Below are 16,734 nucleotides of genomic sequence, written 5' to 3'. Positions count from 1 at the left end.
GTGTCTACGGGTGTCCGGATGCTTCTGCGTCTGTAACGCAGCGTGTAGGTCGGGTTAGCGCAGCGTAACCCGACAGGCCGCGGCTGCAACGTGTTGGGTTACGGCGCTATGCGCCTAACCCAACCTACACAACTGCGTCCTCTGCGTTCCCCGTCACTCACTTTCCGACAACCTCCGCTCCAGCCGTTGCAGCCGCGCCTCCAGGCGTTCAACGTCGTCGCGCAACACGTCCACGTCGGCATGGAAGAGTTCGAGCTCGGGCCGGCTCGGGAGCAGTCGCGCCTCTTCGGTCAGGTACTCGCTGAGGTCCGCGCGCAGGGTGCGGGAGGTGCGGGAGGCGTAGTCGCGGCCGTGGCGAACGGCACGGCCGGTCTGGTGCGCCAGTTGGTCGCCCACCAGCCGGGCGAGCTGTTCCTCCCAGTCCACCTGCACCGACTGCAGCAGTGCCTGGAAGCGCTGGGCCAGGCCGGTGTCGCCGCGCAACTCCACCGCATCGCTGAACAGGCCCTCGCCCGGCCGTTCGGCCAGGGCCAGGCGGGCCAGGGCCAGCGGGGTGCCGGCGATGGTGGCATCCGCGGCGTCCTCGCACTGCTGCAGGATCTGGATGTCATGCTCGCCGGGCAGAAAGAACAGCCGCAGGCCCAGCCCGCGCAACTCCAGCGCGATCACCCGCCCTGCCAGCGGTGTCAGCCGCGCCCGGGCCTCGGGGTCGAGGGCCAGGTAGCGGTTCAACGCGGTCTCCAGCGCGGCGGTCAGGATGGTGCTCATGCGCCGGCCTCTCGCAGGAGGCTGGCGAGGCTCCTGGTCGCCTCGTCCTCCTGCACCAGCCGGGTGCCGGAGAGGATATCCTGCCAGCCGCGCCGCTCGCGGTCCCACAGCATCCACAGGATGCCGAGCAGTGCCACGGCCAGGGCGGGGATGTAGGCCAGCAGGCGCAGCAGGCACTGTCGCGCGCCGGGCGGTCTGCCCTGCCCATCCACCAGGCGGATGCCGATCAGCAGTGCGCCGGGGGTGGCCTGCAGCCGTAGCCAGAACAGCAGGATGGTCAGCACCAGCGCCGCCGTCAGGATCAGGGGGGCGGCGGGATTGCTGAAGGCGTGGTCCAGCCCGTTTTCCACCCCACCGCGGCCGAGCAGCCAGAGCAGCCAGTTGCCCGCCCCCAGCACGAACAGGACCAGCAGCAGGTCGAGGCCGAAGGCGCCCAGCCGTTGCAGCGGGCGGGCCGGGGTCACAGCTTGTAGCCCCGGTGCAGGGCCACGATGCCGCCGCTGAGGTTGTGATACTCCGCCCGCTCGAAGCCGGCGGCCTGCATCATTCCCTTGAGCGTTTCCTGATCGGGGTGCATGCGGATGGATTCGGCCAGGTACTGGTAGCTGGCGGCGTCGTTGGCGATGAGCTTGCCCATCAGGGGCAGCATGCGGAAGGAATACAGATCGTAGAGCGGTCGGAAGCCCGGCAGGGTCACCTGCGAGAATTCCAGGATCAATACCCGGCCGGCAGGCCGCAGGACGCGATACATCTCGCGCAGCGCGGCGTCCTTGTCCGTGACGTTGCGCAGCCCGAAGGCGATGCTCACGCAGTCGAAGTGGTTGTCGGGAAAGGGCAGGCGCTCGGCGTCGGCCTGGACGTACTCGATATTGCCCGCCACGCCCTGGTCGAGCAGCCGGCGGCGGCCCTGTTCCAGCATGCTGGCGTTGATGTCGGAGACGACCACCTCGCCCTCCGGGCCGACCATGCGTGCAAAGCGTGCGGCCAGGTCGCCGGTGCCGCTGGCGATGTCCAGCACCCGCTGGCCGCGGCGTACGCCGCTGCGCTCGAGAGTGAAGCGTTTCCACAGCCGGTGGATGCCGAGCGACATCAGGTCGTTCATGACATCGTACTTGTCGGCCACCGAGTCGAACACGCCACGCACCTGGCGTGCCTTCTCCTCGAGGGGCACCTGCCTGAAACCGAAATGGGTGGTCCTGTCGCTCATGCTGTCCGGCCCGTAGCTATAAGGGATGCCGGGCAGTATACCAGCCGCAGGCGGGGCTTTCTCAACGCGCAGTCGGGTCCAGAGAAGAATGGTGCAGACCTCGAGACGCGTCATCCCCGCGCAGGCGGGGATCCAGCGTAGAGCGCGTCGCCGGGAATTGTGTAGCTGTAGTCATCCCCGCGCAGGCGGGGATCCAGCGTCTATCGGCTCTCCCGGGCACTGGATTCCCGCCTGCGCGGGAATGACGGCCAGGTTGATATTCGCCCTCTGTTGGGCGTCATTCAGCTTGGGAGGGGTGTCAGCCGGTCTTGACCACCAGCACGGCGCAGGGGGTTTCGTTGAGGATGCGCTCGGAGACGCTGCCGATGAGCACGCGCTCCAGCCCGCTGCGTCCATGGCTGCCGGTGACGATCAGATCGGCATTGCGTTCCCGGGCCAGGCCGGTGATGACCTCGGAAGGAACCCCTTCCTGGACCAGACCTTCCACCTCGGTGCCTTCGTTGCGCATGTGTTCGACCACCCGGTCCACGGCCTGCTGGGCCTCGGTCCGGCGCTCGGGGCCGTGGCTGGGGGTGGTCACCGAGACCACGCTGACCCTGGCGTCGCAGAACTGGGCCAGGCGGGCGGCGGTCACCGCCGCGGCATCGGCATAGCGCGAGCCGTCGGTAGCCAGCACCAGGTGGCGCCCCTCGATGTGGGCGGCGCGCGGCACCACCAGCACGCTGCAGTGCGCGCTGCCGATGACCTGGGCGGTGGCGTGACCCAGCATCAGGCGGGCCAGGCCGCGCCGACCGCGCCGGCCCATGATGATCAGATCCGCCTGCACCTGGTCGGCCAGGGCGACGATCTCCTCGTCCACGGCACGGCCATGGATGGCGTGGGTCTGGCACTTGATGCCGGCGGCCTCGGCCTCGGTCCTGATCCGGTCCAGGTTTGACTGCACCATCTCCAGTTCCTGCTTGAGGATGGATTCGCCCAGGGCCTCATGCTCGGCGCCGGTGGCCAGCAGCGACATCACATGCACCTCGGCGCCGCACTTGGCGGCCATGCCGAGCGCCTCGCGCACGGCCGCGGCGCTGAATTCGGAGCCGTCGCTGGCGACCAGGAAACGCTCGAAGCGGCCCAGCGGCGAGAGCTGACCGGCCTCGGCGGCGGCCGGGGCCACCGCCGGAGTGGCCGGTGCCGCGGCCGCGGCGGCCTCGGTGGCCAGGCGATGTTCCCGGATACCCTGCATCAGCGCCTTGAGGATCATGACCGCGCCGAACAACAGGGCGAAGGCGAGAATGCCCTGGCCGATGCCGTCCAGCACCGAGCGGGTGTCCGGGGCCAGCTCGGCGGTGAAGCCCAGTTCGCCCAGGTAACCGGGGATATAGAAGAAACGGCTGACCAGCACCAGCAGCATGATGGTGGCCATGACGAACTTGACCACATGGTCCTTGACGTAGGTGGTGCCGATGGCGCCGATCTGGATGCCGAACAGCGAGCCGGCCAGGATGATCATGGCCAGTCGGATGTCGACGAAGCCGTCCAGGGCGTAGAACAGGCTGCCGCCCATGCCCATGACGAAGGCGATCACCAGCTCGGTGGCGCTGGCCATCAGCGCCGGCAGGCCCAGGATATAGATCATGGCCGGTACGCCGATGAAGCCGCCCACGGCGATGGTCGAGGCCAGCATGCCGGTGGCGAAACCCAGCGGCGCGATCACGATGAAGGAGATGCGCGCATCGATGCTCTTGAAATGGATCATGGTGCCGGGGATGTTCAGGGTGCGCACCCAGCGGGCGACCTTGTTGAGTTGTTTGGGCTCGCCCTGGGTTGCCTCGCCGCGTTTTTCGCGAATGGCGTCGCGCAGAACGAAACCGCCGACGATGCCCAGCACCACCACGAACACGGCCGAGACGTAGAGATTGGTGCCGGCGCCGCCCAGGGCGTCGCGGATGTCCACCATCAGTCCCTTGCCGAAGAAGACCCCGGCCTCGGCGAACACCCCCATCACCAGGCCGAGCTTGATGTCGACCTGGCCGTAGCGGTTGCGCTTGATCGCACCGACCAGGGATTTGGGGAACTTGTGGGCCATGTTGCTGGCCACGGCGATCACGCCCGGCACACCCAGGCTCATCATGGCCGGGGTGAGCACGAAGGCGCCGCCGGAACCGATGAAGCCGCTGACCATGCCGCCGACGAAGCCCACCAGGAACAGGATCAGGGCGGTGGTGGCGTTGATATCGATGAACTGCAGGGTATCCATGCCGTCTCCTCGTGATTATTTCTTGGCCCGCAGGCCCAGCAGCTCCCAGAACCGCCCGGTGAAGGCGCCGTGGACGAAGGAAAAGACCAGGGCGATGACGATGGGGATCAGGGCGTAGAGCTTCTCGCCCTGGCGGGTGGCGGCGGCCAGTTCGACCAGCCGGTCCGAGTACAGGAACAGCAGGAAATACAGGCCGGCGCTGACGGCCCCGAGCAACAGGGTCACGGCCAGGGCCCGGGCCGAGCCGCCGGTCAGGCTGAATCGAGTCATCGAGTGAGCTCCCATGAATGGATTCGATGTCCCGATGAACGGGACAGGGCGCGCAAGTTTAGGGAACCATGGAGAATAATAAAAACGATATATAGTCGATGATTTATGAAAAATTATTGTATAATATTGTTTTTATATAATCTTTTGTCCTTCCGGCAGCCGCAGACAGCATGGAAACCGAACTCCTGCGGACCTTTCTCGAGGTCCACCGCATGCACTCCTTCAGCCAGGCGGCGGAGAACCTGTCGGTCACGCCCTCGGCGGTCAGCGCCCGCATCCGCCAACTCGAGGGCGAGATCGGTCGCCCCGTGTTCCGGCGCAGCAGCCAGCAGGTCACCCTGACCCCGGCCGGCGAACGCCTGCTGCGCCATGCCCAGGGCATCGTTCAGGCCTGGGAGCGGGCCCAGCGCGCCGCCGGCGAGGACGAACGGACCCAGATCGTGGTGGCGGGCGTGGCCAGTTTCTGGGATATCTTCCTGCAGGATTGGCTCAACCGTGTGTATCGCGAACTCCCGGGCATCGCCCCCTGGGTTGAGGTCAGTACTGCTGCACGGGTGGCGGAGAAACTGATTCAGGGCGACGTGCATCTGGGGTTCCTCTACAGCCCGCCGCAGCATGCCGGTCTGGTGCTGCGTGAGGTCGAGCGCATGGAACTGGTGCTGGTCTCGACCCGGCCGGGGCAGGCGCCCGAGGAGGCGCTGGCGCGTGACTATGTGTTCGTCAACTGGGGTACGGCCTTCAGCAGCCAGCATGACCGCCAGTTCCCGCATCGGCCGCCGGGCGCGGCGCGCAGCAATTCCGGGCGGGTAGCGCTCGGTCTGATTCAGGCCTGCGGGGGTGGGGCCTATCTGCCCCTGGCGCTGGTGCGCCGCGACCTGGATGCCGGCCGGCTGTACCGGGTGGAGGATGCGCCGGTGTTCGAGTTGCACGCCTATGCGGCCTGGTCGGCCCGCGGCGAGCATGCCGAGCTGGTCGAGCGGATGCTGGGGTGTCTGTGAGGGCGGTTGCTGCAGGCAGGCGTAGATTCAATGCAACAGGTAGGTCGGATTAGCCCGAAGGGCGTAATCCGACGCCCCGTGGCCATCCGTCCTTGTCGGGTTACGCTGCGCTAACCCGACCTACGCAACTTTTGTTTTTCTTTGCGTCTCCGCGTCTCTGCGTTGAAATGAATCTCAGTCAACAGCAATCTCAGATGATTTGGCTGGGGTCGCGGCGCTTGTGGCCGGCCTCGTCCAGCCGCTTCAGGTAATCCTGCCAGTAGGTGTCATAGTTCCTGCCCAGGTCGTACAGGGTGTCCCAGGAATAGATGCCGGTGTTGTGGTTGTCGTCGAAATGCAGCTGCACGCCGTAGCTGCCTACCGGCGTGATGTTCTCGATGTTGACGTCTTCCTTGCCGACCTGCAGCACGCCCTGCCCCGGGCCGTGGCCCTGGACCTCGGCCGAGGGCGAATGCACCCGCAGGTATTCCGCCGGCAGGTTGAAGGTCTCGCCGGTGTCGAAGCTGATCTCCAGGGTGCGGGACTTCTGGTGCATGTTGATCTCGGTGGGGTGCGCGCTCATGTCTGTCTTCCTCGGAAAAATCGGGTTGGTTCGCTGGTGCCACCTTAGCCAAAGCCGTGTTGGCGGGCAAAATCCCCTGCAACTTGTGGGCGTCGGCAGCGAGTCACGCAAAGGCCGCAAGGGCAAAAAAGTGCAGGGATTTTTGAATCCAATCCAAATGCTGCCTTACTTGAGCCGAATCATGCTCGTCATTGCGAGGAACGAAGTGACGCGGCAATCCCCAACCGGTTGATTCTGCGGTACGAGATTGCCACGCTGCGCTCGCAATGACGGCTAATTAAGTGCCATTCAAATCGACTACCCCTTTGCGCTTGAGTCGCTAAGGTATGATCAGAGGATATACCGGCTCAGGTCGTCGTCGCCCGCCAGATCCGCCAGGTGCTTGTCGACCAGGGCGGCATCGACGCGGATGGTCTCGCCGCTGCGGTCGGCGGCCTCGAAGGAGATCTCCTCCAGCAGCCGCTCCATCACCGTGTGCAGGCGCCGGGCGCCGATGTTCTCGGTGCGCTCGTTGACCTCCCAGGCGAAGCGGGCGATCTGCTCGATCCCCTCCGGGGTGAACGCCAGCGTCACCCCCTCGGTGGCCAGCAGGGCGGTGTACTGTTCGGTCAGCGAGGCGTCCGGCTCGGTCAGGATGCGCACGAACTCCTCCACCGCCAGGGCATCCAACTCCACCCGGATGGGCAGCCGGCCCTGCAGCTCCGGGATCAGGTCCGAGGGCTTGGCCAGATGGAAGGCGCCGGAGGCGATGAACAGGATGTGGTCGGTCCTGACCATGCCGTGCTTGGTGGAGACCGTGCTGCCCTCAACCAGCGGCAGCAGGTCGCGCTGCACGCCCTCGCGGGAGACGTCGGCGCTGCCGCTGGCGCCCTCCGAGCGCTGGGTGACCTTGTCGATCTCGTCCAGGAACACGATGCCGTTCTGCTCGACCAGCGTGATGGCCCGGGTTTTGACGTCCTCGTCGTTGACCATCTTGGCCGCCTCCTCGTCGCGCAGCAGCTTCCAGGCGTCCCTGATCCTGAGCTTGCGGCTCCTGGTGCGGCCGCCGGACATGTTCTGGAACATGCTCTGCAGCTGGCTGGTCATCTCCTCCATGCCGGGCGGGGCCATGATCTCCACCCCCATGGGCGTGGCGCTCACCTCGATCTCGATCTCGCGCTCGTCCAGCTCGCCCTCGCGTAGCTTCTTGCGCAGCTTCTGCCGCGTGTCGGAGTCCGCCGGTTTCTGCGGTTCCTCCTGCGGCTGGGCGAAGAAGCCGCCGCCGGTCGGCCGCGGCGAGGGCAGCAGGGCGTCCAGGATGCGCTCCTCGGCGGCGTCCTCGGCGCGGTGGCCGACCTTTTTCATCTCCTGCTCACGGGTCATCTTGATGGCGATGTCGACCAGGTCGCGGATGATGGATTCGACATCGCGGCCGACATAGCCGACCTCGGTGAACTTGGTGGCCTCGATCTTGATGAAGGGCGCATTGGCCAGCCGCGCCAGTCGGCGCGCGATCTCGGTCTTGCCCACGCCGGTGGGGCCGATCATCAGGATGTTCTTGGGCGTGATCTCGTTGCGCAGGGTCTCGTCGACCTGCATGCGGCGCCAGCGGTTGCGCAGGGCGATGGCCACGGCGCGCTTGGCCGACTGCTGACCGATGATGTGCTTGTCCAGTTCCTGGACGATTTCGCGCGGCGTCATTTCCGACATGGGTCAGCCTTCGTCCGTCAGGGTTTCGATGGTGAGGTTGCGGTTGGTGTAGATGCAGATGTCGGCGGCGATGTGCAGGCCGCGTTCGACGATCTCACGCGCCTCCAGTTCGGTGTTCTCCAGCAGGGCGCGGGCCGCGGCCTGGGCGAAGGGGCCGCCGGAGCCGATGGCGATCAGGCCTTCCTCGGGTTCGACCACGTCGCCGTTGCCGGTGATGATCAGCGAGGCGGTCCTGTCCGCCACCGCCAGCAGCGCCTCCAGCCGGCGCAGGGCGCGGTCGGTGCGCCAGTCCTTGGCCAGCTCGACCGCGGCGCGGGTGAGGTTGCCGCGGTGCTTCTCCAGCTTGGCCTCGAAGCGCTCGAACAGGGTAAAGGCGTCAGCGGTGCCGCCGGCGAAGCCGGCGATCACCTTGCCCTGATACAGGGTGCGCACCTTGCGCGCATTGCCCTTGAGCACGGTGTTGCCGAGCGTGACCTGGCCGTCGCCGCCGATCACCACCTGGTTGCCGCGGCGCACCGACAGGATCGTGGTGCCGTCGAATTGTTCCACTGACGCGCTCTCCTGTTGCGAGGGACTGGGGATTGTACCTGAAAGGGTGGCTCCGGGTCAGGCCGGGAGCCGGGAACGCAGAGGCTCGGAGGCGCAGAGGATGTGGGGTTGAATTGCCCGGCCGCTTCGCGGCGGGCAAATCAATTCGGTCGGAACCCGCCCCAGTTGTAAGAGCGTAGGATGGGTGGAGGCGCCACGCGCCATAACCCATCGCCTGGCACAGGGAATGATGGGTTGCGCTGCGTTCCACCCATCCTACGTTACTCCTCGCTCCTTACTCCTTTCCGCTTGCGCGCCCGCGGATGGGCCTGGTCGTAGACCTCGGCCAGGTGCTGGAAGTCCAGATGGGTATAGATCTGGGTGGTGCTGATGTCGGCATGCCCAAGCAGTTCCTGCACCGCGCGCAGGTCGCCGCTGGATTCGAGCAGGTGGCTGGCAAAGGCATGGCGCAGCATGTGCGGATGCACGCGCCCCGGCAGGCCGCGGGCGCGGGCGCGGCGGTCCAGCCGCTGTTGGACGCTGCGCGGCGTGAGCCGGCTGCCGCGGCGGCTGACGAACAGGGCCGGTTCGTCCGGCGCGGCCAGTTCGGTGCGGACCTCCAGCCAGCGCGCGAGTGCCGTACGGGCCTGGCGTCCGACCGGCAGCACCCGGCTGCGATTGCCCTTGCCGGTGACGCTGACCAGGGCATCGCGCAGATCGAGATCGTTGCAGTCCAGTCCGACCAGCTCGGCCAGGCGCAGGCCGGAGGAGTAGATCAGTTCCAGCATGGCCTGGTCGCGGTGCTCCAGCGGATCCTCGCCGGCGGGCTGCAGCAGCTGTTCCATCCGATCCACGTCCAGCGCCGCAGGCAGGCGGCGCGGACTTTTCGGGGCGCGGATGTCCCGGGCCGGGTTGTGCGTGAGCCGGCCCTGGCGGATCAGGAACTCGAACAGGCCGCGGGCCGCGGACAGGCGGCGCTGGATGCTGCGCCCGCCCAGACCGCGGCGATGCTCGCGCGCGGCGAAGGCGCGCAGTTCATGGGCGCTGAGCCGGTCCCAGTCGAGGCCGTCCTGTTCCCGGAGATAATCGACCAGGGCACGGAGGTCGCGTCGGTAGTTGCTGAGGGTGTGCCCAGAGAGGCGGCGTTCATGGGCCAGGTGCTGCAGGTAGGCCTCGACGTCCGCCCATGCCGGTTCGGCGCTCACGCCGGTTCCGGGGCCTCGAGGTAGGGGGCAAGGGCGCAGCCGATCAGGTCGCTCAGGTTGCGCAGGAAATGGGTGTCCATGCCCGGGTGGTAATAGTTCGCGTCCTCGTTGCCGATCGCCAGCATGCCGACGGCGGGGGTGCCGCCGAGCGGCAGCAGCGCGGCCGACTGCACCCGGGTGACGCGGTCGCCGAACAGGTAATCGAGCTGTTCCGGACGCAGGTGGCCGCACAGGCACTGGCCCTGCTGCAGGACGCGTTCGAACTGGCACAGCGCGGGCTCGCCGGCATGGATCAGGCGTACCTGTTCGCTGGCGACCGCGCGCGGCAGCCCCTGAATCGCCAGGGCCACGGCATCGGCGTTGAATTCGCCATAGAGGTGATCGAACAGGGTCTGCAGTGCGGCCTCCAGGCCGTGGGCCTGCATCAGGGCGACCGTCAGCCGGTGCAGGTTCTGGTGCAGGGCGTCGTTGTCGCGGCCGATCTGCACCAGTTCCATCAGCTTATGCTTGTACTGGCGGTTCTGCTCCCGCAGGTTCTCCACCTGGCGCTCGATCAGGGACACGGCCGCCCCGCTCGGGTGTGAGAGTTCGAGCTGGGTCAGCAGCTGCGGCTGCTGCTCGAAGAAGTCCGGGTGCCGGCGCAGATAATCGGCGACCTGCCCGGCGTCGATCTCGCTGGCTGCCTCGCTGCGGGTGTCCAGATTGTTCTGTGTGTTCATAGCTGGAGTGTCCCCTCAAACACGCTGACCGCCGGTCCGGTCATGAAAACGGATGCATCCTCGCCCGACCAGCTTATCACAAGATCGCCGCCGGGCAGGCTGACGCGCACACGCGCGTCGAGCCGGCCCTGCAGCCGTCCGGCCACTGCGGCGGCACAGGCGCCGGTGCCGCAGGCGCGGGTCTCGCCCACACCGCGTTCGAATACCCGCAGGTGAATATGGTCCGGTGCGTCAATCTGCATGAAGCCCACATTGACCCGGTTGGGAAATCGCGGGTGATGCTCGATGCGTGGCCCCAGGGTTGCCACCGGCGCCCGGTCGATGTCCTCGACCGTGAGCACGGCGTGCGGGTTGCCCATGGACAGGGCGCCGATCGTGTATTCCTGCCCCTCGACCTCGAGGCTGTACACAGGCGCGCGCGCCGGTGCCTGAAAGGGAATGGCGGCCGGCTCCAGGCGCGGCGGCCCCATGTCCACCGTGACCTGGCCGTCGTCTTCCAGGCGCAGTGCGATCGGTCCGGCCAGGGTCTGCACGGTCAGTGCGCGCCTGGCAGTCAGGCCCTGATCATGCACGAAACGCATGAAGCAGCGCGCGCCATTGCCGCACTGCTCGACCTCGCCGCCGTCGGCGTTGTAGATGCGGTAGCGGAAGTCGGCCGCGGGGTCGGTCGCGGGTTCGACCAGCAGCAGCTGATCGCAGCCGATGCCGCGATGACGGTCGGCCAGCCAGCGTACCTGGTCGCGGCTCAGTGACACCGTCTGGTTGACGGCATCGATGACGACGAAATCGTTGCCCAGGCCGTGCATTTTGGTGAATCGCAGCTGCATGCCGGCAAGCTTACCTCAAAGCCGGTCCGGTTGTCCGCGTCAGGCCGGTTCGGTGCTGACCACCCGGTTCTTGCCGCTGCGCTTGGCCGCATACAACCGGCGGTCGGCCTGGCGCAGCTGGTCGTCGAGACCGCCGCGGCTGTCGGCCTGATACACCCCGATGCTGATGGTGAAACTGCGCTCCACGCCGTCGATGCGGATGCGGCTGATCTGATCGCGGATCTTTTCGGCTACCGCCTCGGCCTCGTGCAGGTCGGTCTCGGGCAGCAGCACCAGGAATTCCTCGCCTCCCCAGCGGGCAGAGAAGTCGCTGGCGCGCAGGCAGTGCCTGAGGATGCGGCCGGTCTCCTTGAGTGCCGCATCGCCGACCTGGTGGCCGTGGCTGTCGTTGATCTGCTTGAAGTCATCCAGGTCACACAGCAGCAGGCACCAGGGGTGACGCATGCGCCGGGCGCGGGCCAGTTCCTGCTGCAGCTGTTCGTACATGGCGCGGCGGTTGGGCAGGCCGGTCAGGGTGTCGGTGCGTGCCTCCCGTTCCATTGCCTGGCGCAGCGACTGCATGGCGAGGTTGACCTTGAAGCGGGAATACTCATGCACATAGGACATGATGCTCACCGCCAGGAAGGAGGCGAGGAAGCGGGTGGTGAAGTCCGGCGCGTATTCGGTCTGCAGCAGCGGATTGGCGGGGATCAGCAGCAGCGCGGCCATCACCAGGAAATAGGCGCCCAGCAGGCCCCCGCCCAGGCGCGGGTCGTACATGAACAGGATCAGGGGTATGGCGATATAGCTCCACAGCGGCCCGGTGCCGTTCACGCCGCCTGTGACCAGCAGGTACAGACAGGTCACGGCCATGATGGCGATCACCACCCCGGCCGCGCTGCGGTAGTTGTGCAGCTGCCGGAACAGGAGATAGTTGCTGATGCCGGCCAGGGCCGAGCAGACCAGCAGCCCGCCGAGGATGTAATCGCCGCGGGACAGGGCACTGAAACCGAACATGAACAGGTAGGCCGAGCCCACGGTGGAGAACAGGGCGATGATGAAGGCCTGACGGTTGCGGTCGACGTTCAGCGCCTGGGCGGTACCCGGGCTGGGACGTGTCGGGTTATTCATTCACTGCTTCTGAATTTGTTCATGCGGGCAGCCCCGCGGGCTTCACGAATGCCCCCAGGCAGGAAAGTGTGAATGGGGGTCGGGGAGTCCCGGGAATTGTCCGCCAGCGCGACGTTGTTATCACTTATCCATACTGAAGCGGCGAGGTCAATCCTCCGGCAGCAGTGTCTCGCCCCGGTACAGATCCTCGATGGTCTCGCGCGGGCGGATGAGGTGGATCCGGTCGTTGTCGACCATGATCTCGGGCGGCCGCGGCCGCGAGTTGTAGTTGGAGCTCATGGTGAAGCCGTAGGCCCCGGCCGAGCGCACCGCCAGCAGGTCGCCTGCCGTCAGCGCCAGTTCACGCGCCTTGCCCAGGAAGTCGCCGGTCTCGCACACCGGCCCGACGATGTCGTAGCAGCGGGATTCGGTGTCCTGGCGCGGCCGGACCGGGATGATCTCCTGCCAGGCGCTGTAGAGCGAAGGCCGGATCAGATCGTTCATGCCGGCATCGACAATGGCGAAGTTGTGCGCCTCGGTCCGCTTGAGGTACTCGACCCGGGTGACCAGGATGCCGGCGTTGCCCGCGATGGCCCGCCCCGGCTCGATCAGGATCTCCAGCGCGCGGTCGCCCAGTTCGGCCAGCAGCGGCGCGACATACTCGGCCGGCTCCGGCGGGGTCTCGTCGCGGTAGCGGATGCCCAGGCCGCCGCCGAGGTCCAGGTGCTCGAGGACGATGCCGTCCGCCGCCAGCCGGTCGACCAGCGCCAGCACCCGGCGCAGGGCATCGATGAAGGGCTCGGTGCGGGTGAGTTGGGAACCGATGTGGCAGTCGATGCCGATCACGCGCAGATGCCGGTGTCCGCCGATGTCGCGATAGATGGCCTCGGCCTCGCCGATGTCGATGCCGAACTTGTTCTCCTTCAGCCCGGTGGAGATGTAGGGGTGGGTGCCGGCGTCCACGTCCGGGTTGACCCGCAGCGAGACCGGCGCCGGGATATCCACATCGGCGGCCACCTCGGCCAGGCGCTCGAGCTCGCTCAGCGATTCCACATTGAAGCAGTGGATACCGGCCTCCAGGGCCTGGCGCATCTCCGCGGCGGTCTTGGCCACGCCGGAGAAGACCACCTTCGCCGGGTCGCCGCCGGCGGCCAGCACGCGCGCCAGTTCACCGCCCGAGACGATATCGAAGCCCGAGCCCAGCCGCGCCAGGCAGTTCAGCAGGGCCAGGTTGGAATTGGCCTTGACGGCATAGCAGACCCGGTGCGGCCGGCCGGCCAGGGCGGCGTCGAAGGCGTGCCAGTGACGCTCCAGCGTGGCGCGGGAGTAGATGTAGCAGGGCGAGCCGTGGGTGTGCACGATGTCGGCGACCGGCACGTCCTCGGCATACAGACTGCCGTTGCGATAGTCGAAGGCATCCATGGGCGGTTTACTGCTGCTCGCTGGTGCCGGCATCGGGCAGGTACAGCGGTCCCTTCTGGCCGCAGCCGCCGAGCAGGCCCGCAAGCACGAGCACGAGCAGCAGGGCGGGCCGGTAGCACGGCTGTGTTAAGGTGAGACGCATGATTGGATTCGGCTGGCGTGTGTCAGCCGGCAACATACCCCAAGCCCGAGTACCCATCAAGGTGACAAACGCGTGCCCGACTACGAACCTCCGCTGATTCTGGAGCCACCGGCCGGTACCGGGGTGCGCGCCAGCGTGATCTGGCTGCACGGCCTGGGGGCCAGCGGGCATGACTTCGAGCCGCTGATTCCCGAACTGGGACTGCTGGAGCGCGGCGTGCGCTTCGTGCTGCCGCATGCGCCGGAGCAGCCGGTCACCATCAACGGTGGTGCGGTGATGCCCGCCTGGTACGACATCCGTGAACCGGACATCAATGCCGTCCCCGATGCGGACGGCATCCGGCGCTCGGTGGATTACCTGCAGCGGCTGGTGGCCGCGGAGATCGCACAGGGGCTGCCCTCCGGGGCCGTACTGGTGGCGGGCTTCTCCCAGGGCGGCGTCATCGCCCTGCACGCCGGCCTGACCCACCCGGCGCCGCTGGGCGGGGTACTGGCCCTGTCGACCTATCTCGCCCTGCCCGAGGCGCTCAGCCGCGAGATGCCGCCGGCCAACCGGGCCGTGCCGGTGTTCCTGGCGCACGGCACGGCCGATCCGGTGGTGCCCTTCGCCCTGGCCGGGGCCGCCCGTGACCGGCTGACCGGGTTGGGTTGCGCGGTGGATTTCCATGCCTATCCTGTGCCCCATACCGTGTCCCTGGACGAGGTCGCCGATATCCGCGCCTGGCTCGCGGCCCGGCTGGCGCCATGGCTGGACTGAGCCGGTACCCTTTGATGCACGTCAACGCATGCACAGCCGGCTCGCGTAGACTGGGTGCATCCGGAAACAAACTCATCTTCAAGTGATCGCGATGACTGGTAAATGGCTGCAACTGTCGCTGCTCGCACTGGCCCTGACGCTGGCCGGCCCGGCTGCGGCCGAACCCAATGGCGCACGCCTGTATGCGCAGATGTGCGCGGTCTGTCACGGTGATGCCGGCGACGGCGGCGTGGGCGTGCCCCTGCGGCTGCCGGCGTTCCAGGACGGCGTCTCCGATGACTATCTGAAGCAGACCATCCGCCTGGGGCGGCCGGGTCGGGTGATGCCGGCCTTCGATCACCTGAGCGAGGCCGAGGTCGAGGCCATTGTCGAGCATATCCGCGGCTGGCATGAGGGCGAGCGACCCGAGTTCAGTCAGGCGCGCATCGCCGGCGATGCGCAGCATGGCAAACAGCTGTACGCGCAGCACTGCGCCCAGTGCCACGGTGACCAGGGCCAGGGCGGCCAGGGCACCGGCGTGACCTTCTCGCGCCCGCGCGATCTGCCCATCATCGCCCCGGCGCTGAACAATCCCGGCTTTCTGGCCGCGGCCTCCGACGCCATGATCAAGGCCACCCTGATGCAGGGCCGTGAGGGCACGCCCATGGTCTCCTTCCGCGACCAGGGTCTGAGCGAGCAGGAGATCGATGACCTGGTCGCCTATGTGCGCAGTTTCGAACAGCAGCACACCGAGCCGGCCGCCCGAGTGGAAGATATCGAACCGGTACTGGTCTATGACTCGCCCTACAGCCTGGAGGAGACAGTCGAGGCGGTTGAGCGGGCCGCGGTGGGCAGGAATTTCCGTCTCATCCGGCGCCAGAAGCTGGAGGAAGGCCTGTTTCCGGAAGGCGAGGCCAGCGACAAGCAGGTCATGGTCTATTTCTGCAACTTCAATTTTCTCTATGACGCCCTGACCATCGACCCGCGCGTCGGCCTGTTCCTGCCCTGCCGGGTCACCGTGGTCGAGCGGGAGGGCCAGGTGCAGGTGATGAGCATCAACCCCAAACGCCTGAGCGTGCTGTTCAACAACGAACGGCTGGACCGGGCCTGCGACGAGATGCACGACCTGTATACCGCGATCCTGGAGGAGGCCACGTTTTGAGACGCCTGAGACTGCCGCTGCTGATCCTGCTGCTGGCCGGCCTGCTGCGCCCGACCCTGGCGCAGGACCTGTTCATGGTGCGCTCGCGCGTGCCCTTCGCCGAGGCGATGCTGATGCTGCAGGAGGCGGTGCGCGAGCAGGGCTATACCCTGTCCAGGGTGCAGCGGGTCGACGTCGGCCTGACCAACATGGGCTACAAGACCGACAAGTACCGGGTGGTGTTCTTCGGCAAGCCGGAACAGGTGCGACGCCTGACCCGGGAGCACCCCGAGCTGATCCCCTACCTGCCGCTCAAGATCGCCATCTTCGCCGAGGAGACCGACACCCTGCTCATCGCCGCCAATCCGCGGCGGATGGCCGAGTTCTACGGCGATGATGAGTTGACCGCCGTGTTCGACCAGTGGGCGGAGGATATCCAGGCCATGCTGGATCGGCTGCAGGCCGCAGAGGGGATGTAAAGGCATGCGTCCGCGATGGGTTGCGCTGCGCTTCACCCATCCTACACGGGGAGCATGGGATGGGTGAGGCAACGCGGAAATCATCGGAAGGATCGTAGGATGGGTGAAGCGCAGCGTAACCCATCATAGGATGATTCCGAAAATCAGGAGGTCAAGGATGACCCAGTATCGACGCCATTATGTCGCCGGTGGCACCTATTTCTTCACCGTGACTCTCGCTGACCGCTCAAGTCGCCTGCTGACAGAGCAGATCGCATTGCTGCGGCGCGCCGTGAGAGAGACGCGTCTGGAGCATCCATTCAATATTGATGCGATCGTGATTCTGCCGGATCACCTTCACGCCATCTGGACCCTACCGGTAGGTGATGCCGATTTCCCGGTGCGCTGGCGCAAGATCAAGGCGCGTTTTTCACGCCGGTTGCCAATGCTCGCCGCCGTTTCCAGAAGTGGCCGCCAGAAAGGTGAGAGGGGTGTATGGCAGAGACGGTTCTGGGAGCATGCGATACGCAATCCGCTGGATCTGCGCAATCACATCGATTACATCCATTACAATCCGGTCAAGCATGGCCATTGCCGCCGTGTAAGCGACTGGCCTTATTCCTCGTTTCATCGCTATTGTGCTTCAGGGGTATATCCCAGGGACTGGAGCGGCTGCGTGGCTGAAACGATAGCGGGTTCGTTTGGTGAATGATGGGTTGCGCTTCG

20 protein-coding genes are annotated in these 16,734 nt (G+C 66.5%); 6 read left to right on the top strand and 14 right to left on the bottom strand.

The window, feature by feature from the left end:
• Nucleotides 1–153: 153 nt before the first annotated feature.
• The 5 genes from COW1_RS12320 to COW1_RS12300 form a co-directional block, all read right to left on the bottom strand.
• The gene (locus tag COW1_RS12320) at nucleotides 154–768 is read right to left on the bottom strand and encodes an SCP2 domain-containing protein (RefSeq protein ID WP_096364019.1); all 615 of its coding nucleotides are present in this window, start codon (nucleotides 766–768) and stop codon (nucleotides 154–156) included.
• The gene (locus COW1_RS12315; protein ID WP_096364021.1) at nucleotides 765–1,232 is read right to left on the bottom strand and encodes an RDD family protein; all 468 of its coding nucleotides are present in this window, start codon (nucleotides 1,230–1,232) and stop codon (nucleotides 765–767) included. Before COW1_RS12315 ends, COW1_RS12320 begins: the two co-directional genes overlap by 4 nt.
• The gene (gene ubiE / locus COW1_RS12310; protein WP_096364023.1) at nucleotides 1,229–1,975 is read right to left on the bottom strand and encodes a bifunctional demethylmenaquinone methyltransferase/2-methoxy-6-polyprenyl-1,4-benzoquinol methylase UbiE; all 747 of its coding nucleotides are present in this window, start codon (nucleotides 1,973–1,975) and stop codon (nucleotides 1,229–1,231) included. Before ubiE ends, COW1_RS12315 begins: the two co-directional genes overlap by 4 nt.
• 298 nt (nucleotides 1,976–2,273) lie before the next feature.
• On the bottom strand, nucleotides 2,274–4,223 hold the full coding sequence (locus COW1_RS12305) for a TSUP family transporter (protein ID WP_201344369.1): 1,950 nt from the start codon (nucleotides 4,221–4,223) through the stop codon (nucleotides 2,274–2,276).
• Nucleotides 4,224–4,238: 15 nt separating this feature from the next.
• On the bottom strand, nucleotides 4,239–4,493 hold the full coding sequence (locus COW1_RS12300) for a hypothetical protein (RefSeq protein ID WP_096364027.1): 255 nt from the start codon (nucleotides 4,491–4,493) through the stop codon (nucleotides 4,239–4,241).
• Between the two features lie 170 nt (nucleotides 4,494–4,663).
• Here COW1_RS12300 and COW1_RS12295 point away from each other — a divergent pair, with 170 nt between their 5' ends.
• Complete coding sequence (locus tag COW1_RS12295; RefSeq protein WP_201344368.1) at nucleotides 4,664–5,491, top strand: LysR family transcriptional regulator; 828 nt, start codon at nucleotides 4,664–4,666, stop codon at nucleotides 5,489–5,491.
• Between the two features lie 190 nt (nucleotides 5,492–5,681).
• Here COW1_RS12295 and COW1_RS12290 read toward each other — a convergent pair whose 3' ends face one another.
• A complete protein-coding gene (locus tag COW1_RS12290; protein ID WP_096364031.1) occupies nucleotides 5,682–6,053 on the bottom strand; it encodes a gamma-butyrobetaine hydroxylase-like domain-containing protein in 372 nt (123 codons plus the stop codon).
• Here COW1_RS12290 and COW1_RS12285 point away from each other — a divergent pair.
• Nucleotides 6,052–6,285, top strand: coding sequence for a hypothetical protein (locus COW1_RS12285; protein WP_157745231.1), 234 nt, complete (start codon nucleotides 6,052–6,054; stop codon nucleotides 6,283–6,285). The genes COW1_RS12290 and COW1_RS12285 overlap by 2 nt on opposite strands.
• Before the next feature lie 98 nt (nucleotides 6,286–6,383).
• On the opposite strand, the gene hslU is transcribed toward COW1_RS12285, so the two are convergent.
• From hslU to COW1_RS12245, 8 genes are all read right to left on the bottom strand, one after another.
• Complete coding sequence (gene hslU / locus COW1_RS12280) at nucleotides 6,384–7,742, bottom strand: ATP-dependent protease ATPase subunit HslU (RefSeq protein ID WP_201344367.1); 1,359 nt, start codon at nucleotides 7,740–7,742, stop codon at nucleotides 6,384–6,386.
• Between the two features lie 3 nt (nucleotides 7,743–7,745).
• Nucleotides 7,746–8,291 carry an ATP-dependent protease subunit HslV gene (gene hslV, locus COW1_RS12275; RefSeq protein WP_096364035.1) on the bottom strand — a complete coding sequence of 182 codons (546 nt, stop codon included), beginning with the start codon at nucleotides 8,289–8,291 and terminating at the stop codon, nucleotides 7,746–7,748.
• A 260-nt stretch (nucleotides 8,292–8,551) separates the two neighbouring features.
• The gene (xerC, locus tag COW1_RS12270; RefSeq protein ID WP_201344366.1) at nucleotides 8,552–9,475 is read right to left on the bottom strand and encodes a tyrosine recombinase XerC; all 924 of its coding nucleotides are present in this window, start codon (nucleotides 9,473–9,475) and stop codon (nucleotides 8,552–8,554) included.
• Nucleotides 9,472–10,194, bottom strand: a complete 723-nt coding sequence (locus COW1_RS12265) for a DUF484 family protein (RefSeq protein ID WP_201344365.1) — start codon at nucleotides 10,192–10,194, stop codon at nucleotides 9,472–9,474. The genes xerC and COW1_RS12265 overlap by 4 nt, the downstream gene beginning before the upstream one ends.
• Nucleotides 10,191–11,021 carry a diaminopimelate epimerase gene (gene dapF / locus COW1_RS12260; RefSeq protein ID WP_201344364.1) on the bottom strand — a complete coding sequence of 277 codons (831 nt, stop codon included), beginning with the start codon at nucleotides 11,019–11,021 and terminating at the stop codon, nucleotides 10,191–10,193. The genes COW1_RS12265 and dapF overlap by 4 nt, the downstream gene beginning before the upstream one ends.
• Before the next feature lie 39 nt (nucleotides 11,022–11,060).
• Nucleotides 11,061–12,131: a GGDEF domain-containing protein gene (locus tag COW1_RS12255; protein ID WP_201344363.1), complete on the bottom strand. Its 1,071-nt coding sequence runs from the start codon at nucleotides 12,129–12,131 to the stop codon at nucleotides 11,061–11,063.
• A 147-nt stretch (nucleotides 12,132–12,278) separates the two neighbouring features.
• The gene (gene lysA / locus COW1_RS12250; RefSeq protein ID WP_201344362.1) at nucleotides 12,279–13,532 is read right to left on the bottom strand and encodes a diaminopimelate decarboxylase; all 1,254 of its coding nucleotides are present in this window, start codon (nucleotides 13,530–13,532) and stop codon (nucleotides 12,279–12,281) included.
• 7 nt (nucleotides 13,533–13,539) lie between these two features.
• Nucleotides 13,540–13,674 carry a lipoprotein gene (locus COW1_RS12245; protein ID WP_157745233.1) on the bottom strand — a complete coding sequence of 45 codons (135 nt, stop codon included), beginning with the start codon at nucleotides 13,672–13,674 and terminating at the stop codon, nucleotides 13,540–13,542.
• A 72-nt stretch (nucleotides 13,675–13,746) separates the two neighbouring features.
• On the opposite strand from COW1_RS12245, the gene COW1_RS12240 reads away from it, so the two are divergent.
• From COW1_RS12240 to COW1_RS12225, 4 genes are all read left to right on the top strand, one after another.
• Nucleotides 13,747–14,430 carry an alpha/beta hydrolase gene (locus COW1_RS12240; protein ID WP_231971544.1) on the top strand — a complete coding sequence of 228 codons (684 nt, stop codon included), beginning with the start codon at nucleotides 13,747–13,749 and terminating at the stop codon, nucleotides 14,428–14,430.
• Nucleotides 14,431–14,521: 91 nt separating this feature from the next.
• Nucleotides 14,522–15,571: a c-type cytochrome gene (locus tag COW1_RS12235; RefSeq protein ID WP_201344361.1), complete on the top strand. Its 1,050-nt coding sequence runs from the start codon at nucleotides 14,522–14,524 to the stop codon at nucleotides 15,569–15,571.
• Nucleotides 15,568–16,029 (top strand): DUF302 domain-containing protein, encoded by a 462-nt coding sequence (locus tag COW1_RS12230; protein ID WP_201344360.1) that lies wholly within the window; start codon nucleotides 15,568–15,570, stop codon nucleotides 16,027–16,029. Before COW1_RS12235 ends, COW1_RS12230 begins: the two co-directional genes overlap by 4 nt.
• Before the next feature lie 157 nt (nucleotides 16,030–16,186).
• Nucleotides 16,187–16,720: a transposase gene (locus COW1_RS12225; protein WP_201344359.1), complete on the top strand. Its 534-nt coding sequence runs from the start codon at nucleotides 16,187–16,189 to the stop codon at nucleotides 16,718–16,720.
• Nucleotides 16,721–16,734: the final 14 nt, after the last annotated feature.

The organism is Thiohalobacter sp. COW1 (assembly GCF_016629505.1).
GTDB classification, from domain to species: Bacteria; Pseudomonadota; Gammaproteobacteria; order Thiohalobacterales; family Thiohalobacteraceae; genus Thiohalobacter; species Thiohalobacter thiocyanaticus_A.
This window is presented reverse-complemented; position numbering and strand designations above follow the sequence as displayed.

What these genes read in the sequence shown, in the direction of transcription:
- COW1_RS12295 (WP_201344368.1), top strand. Translation starts at nt 4,664, where the DNA reads ATGGAAACCGAACTCCTGCGGACCTTTCTCGAGGTCCACCGCATGCAC.
- COW1_RS12245 (WP_157745233.1), bottom strand. Translation starts at nt 13,674, where the DNA reads ATGCGTCTCACCTTAACACAGCCGTGCTACCGGCCCGCCCTGCTGCTC.
- ubiE (WP_096364023.1), bottom strand. Translation starts at nt 1,975, where the DNA reads ATGAGCGACAGGACCACCCATTTCGGTTTCAGGCAGGTGCCCCTCGAG.
- lysA (WP_201344362.1), bottom strand. Translation starts at nt 13,532, where the DNA reads ATGGATGCCTTCGACTATCGCAACGGCAGTCTGTATGCCGAGGACGTG.
- dapF (WP_201344364.1), bottom strand. Translation starts at nt 11,021, where the DNA reads ATGCAGCTGCGATTCACCAAAATGCACGGCCTGGGCAACGATTTCGTC.
- hslU (WP_201344367.1), bottom strand. Translation starts at nt 7,742, where the DNA reads ATGTCGGAAATGACGCCGCGCGAAATCGTCCAGGAACTGGACAAGCAC.
- COW1_RS12265 (WP_201344365.1), bottom strand. Translation starts at nt 10,194, where the DNA reads ATGAACACACAGAACAATCTGGACACCCGCAGCGAGGCAGCCAGCGAG.
- COW1_RS12255 (WP_201344363.1), bottom strand. Translation starts at nt 12,131, where the DNA reads ATGAATAACCCGACACGTCCCAGCCCGGGTACCGCCCAGGCGCTGAAC.
- COW1_RS12300 (WP_096364027.1), bottom strand. Translation starts at nt 4,493, where the DNA reads ATGACTCGATTCAGCCTGACCGGCGGCTCGGCCCGGGCCCTGGCCGTG.
- COW1_RS12225 (WP_201344359.1), top strand. Translation starts at nt 16,187, where the DNA reads ATGACCCAGTATCGACGCCATTATGTCGCCGGTGGCACCTATTTCTTC.
- COW1_RS12290 (WP_096364031.1), bottom strand. Translation starts at nt 6,053, where the DNA reads ATGAGCGCGCACCCCACCGAGATCAACATGCACCAGAAGTCCCGCACC.
- COW1_RS12235 (WP_201344361.1), top strand. Translation starts at nt 14,522, where the DNA reads ATGACTGGTAAATGGCTGCAACTGTCGCTGCTCGCACTGGCCCTGACG.
- COW1_RS12285 (WP_157745231.1), top strand. Translation starts at nt 6,052, where the DNA reads ATGTCTGTCTTCCTCGGAAAAATCGGGTTGGTTCGCTGGTGCCACCTT.
- COW1_RS12305 (WP_201344369.1), bottom strand. Translation starts at nt 4,223, where the DNA reads ATGGATACCCTGCAGTTCATCGATATCAACGCCACCACCGCCCTGATC.
- COW1_RS12320 (WP_096364019.1), bottom strand. Translation starts at nt 768, where the DNA reads ATGAGCACCATCCTGACCGCCGCGCTGGAGACCGCGTTGAACCGCTAC.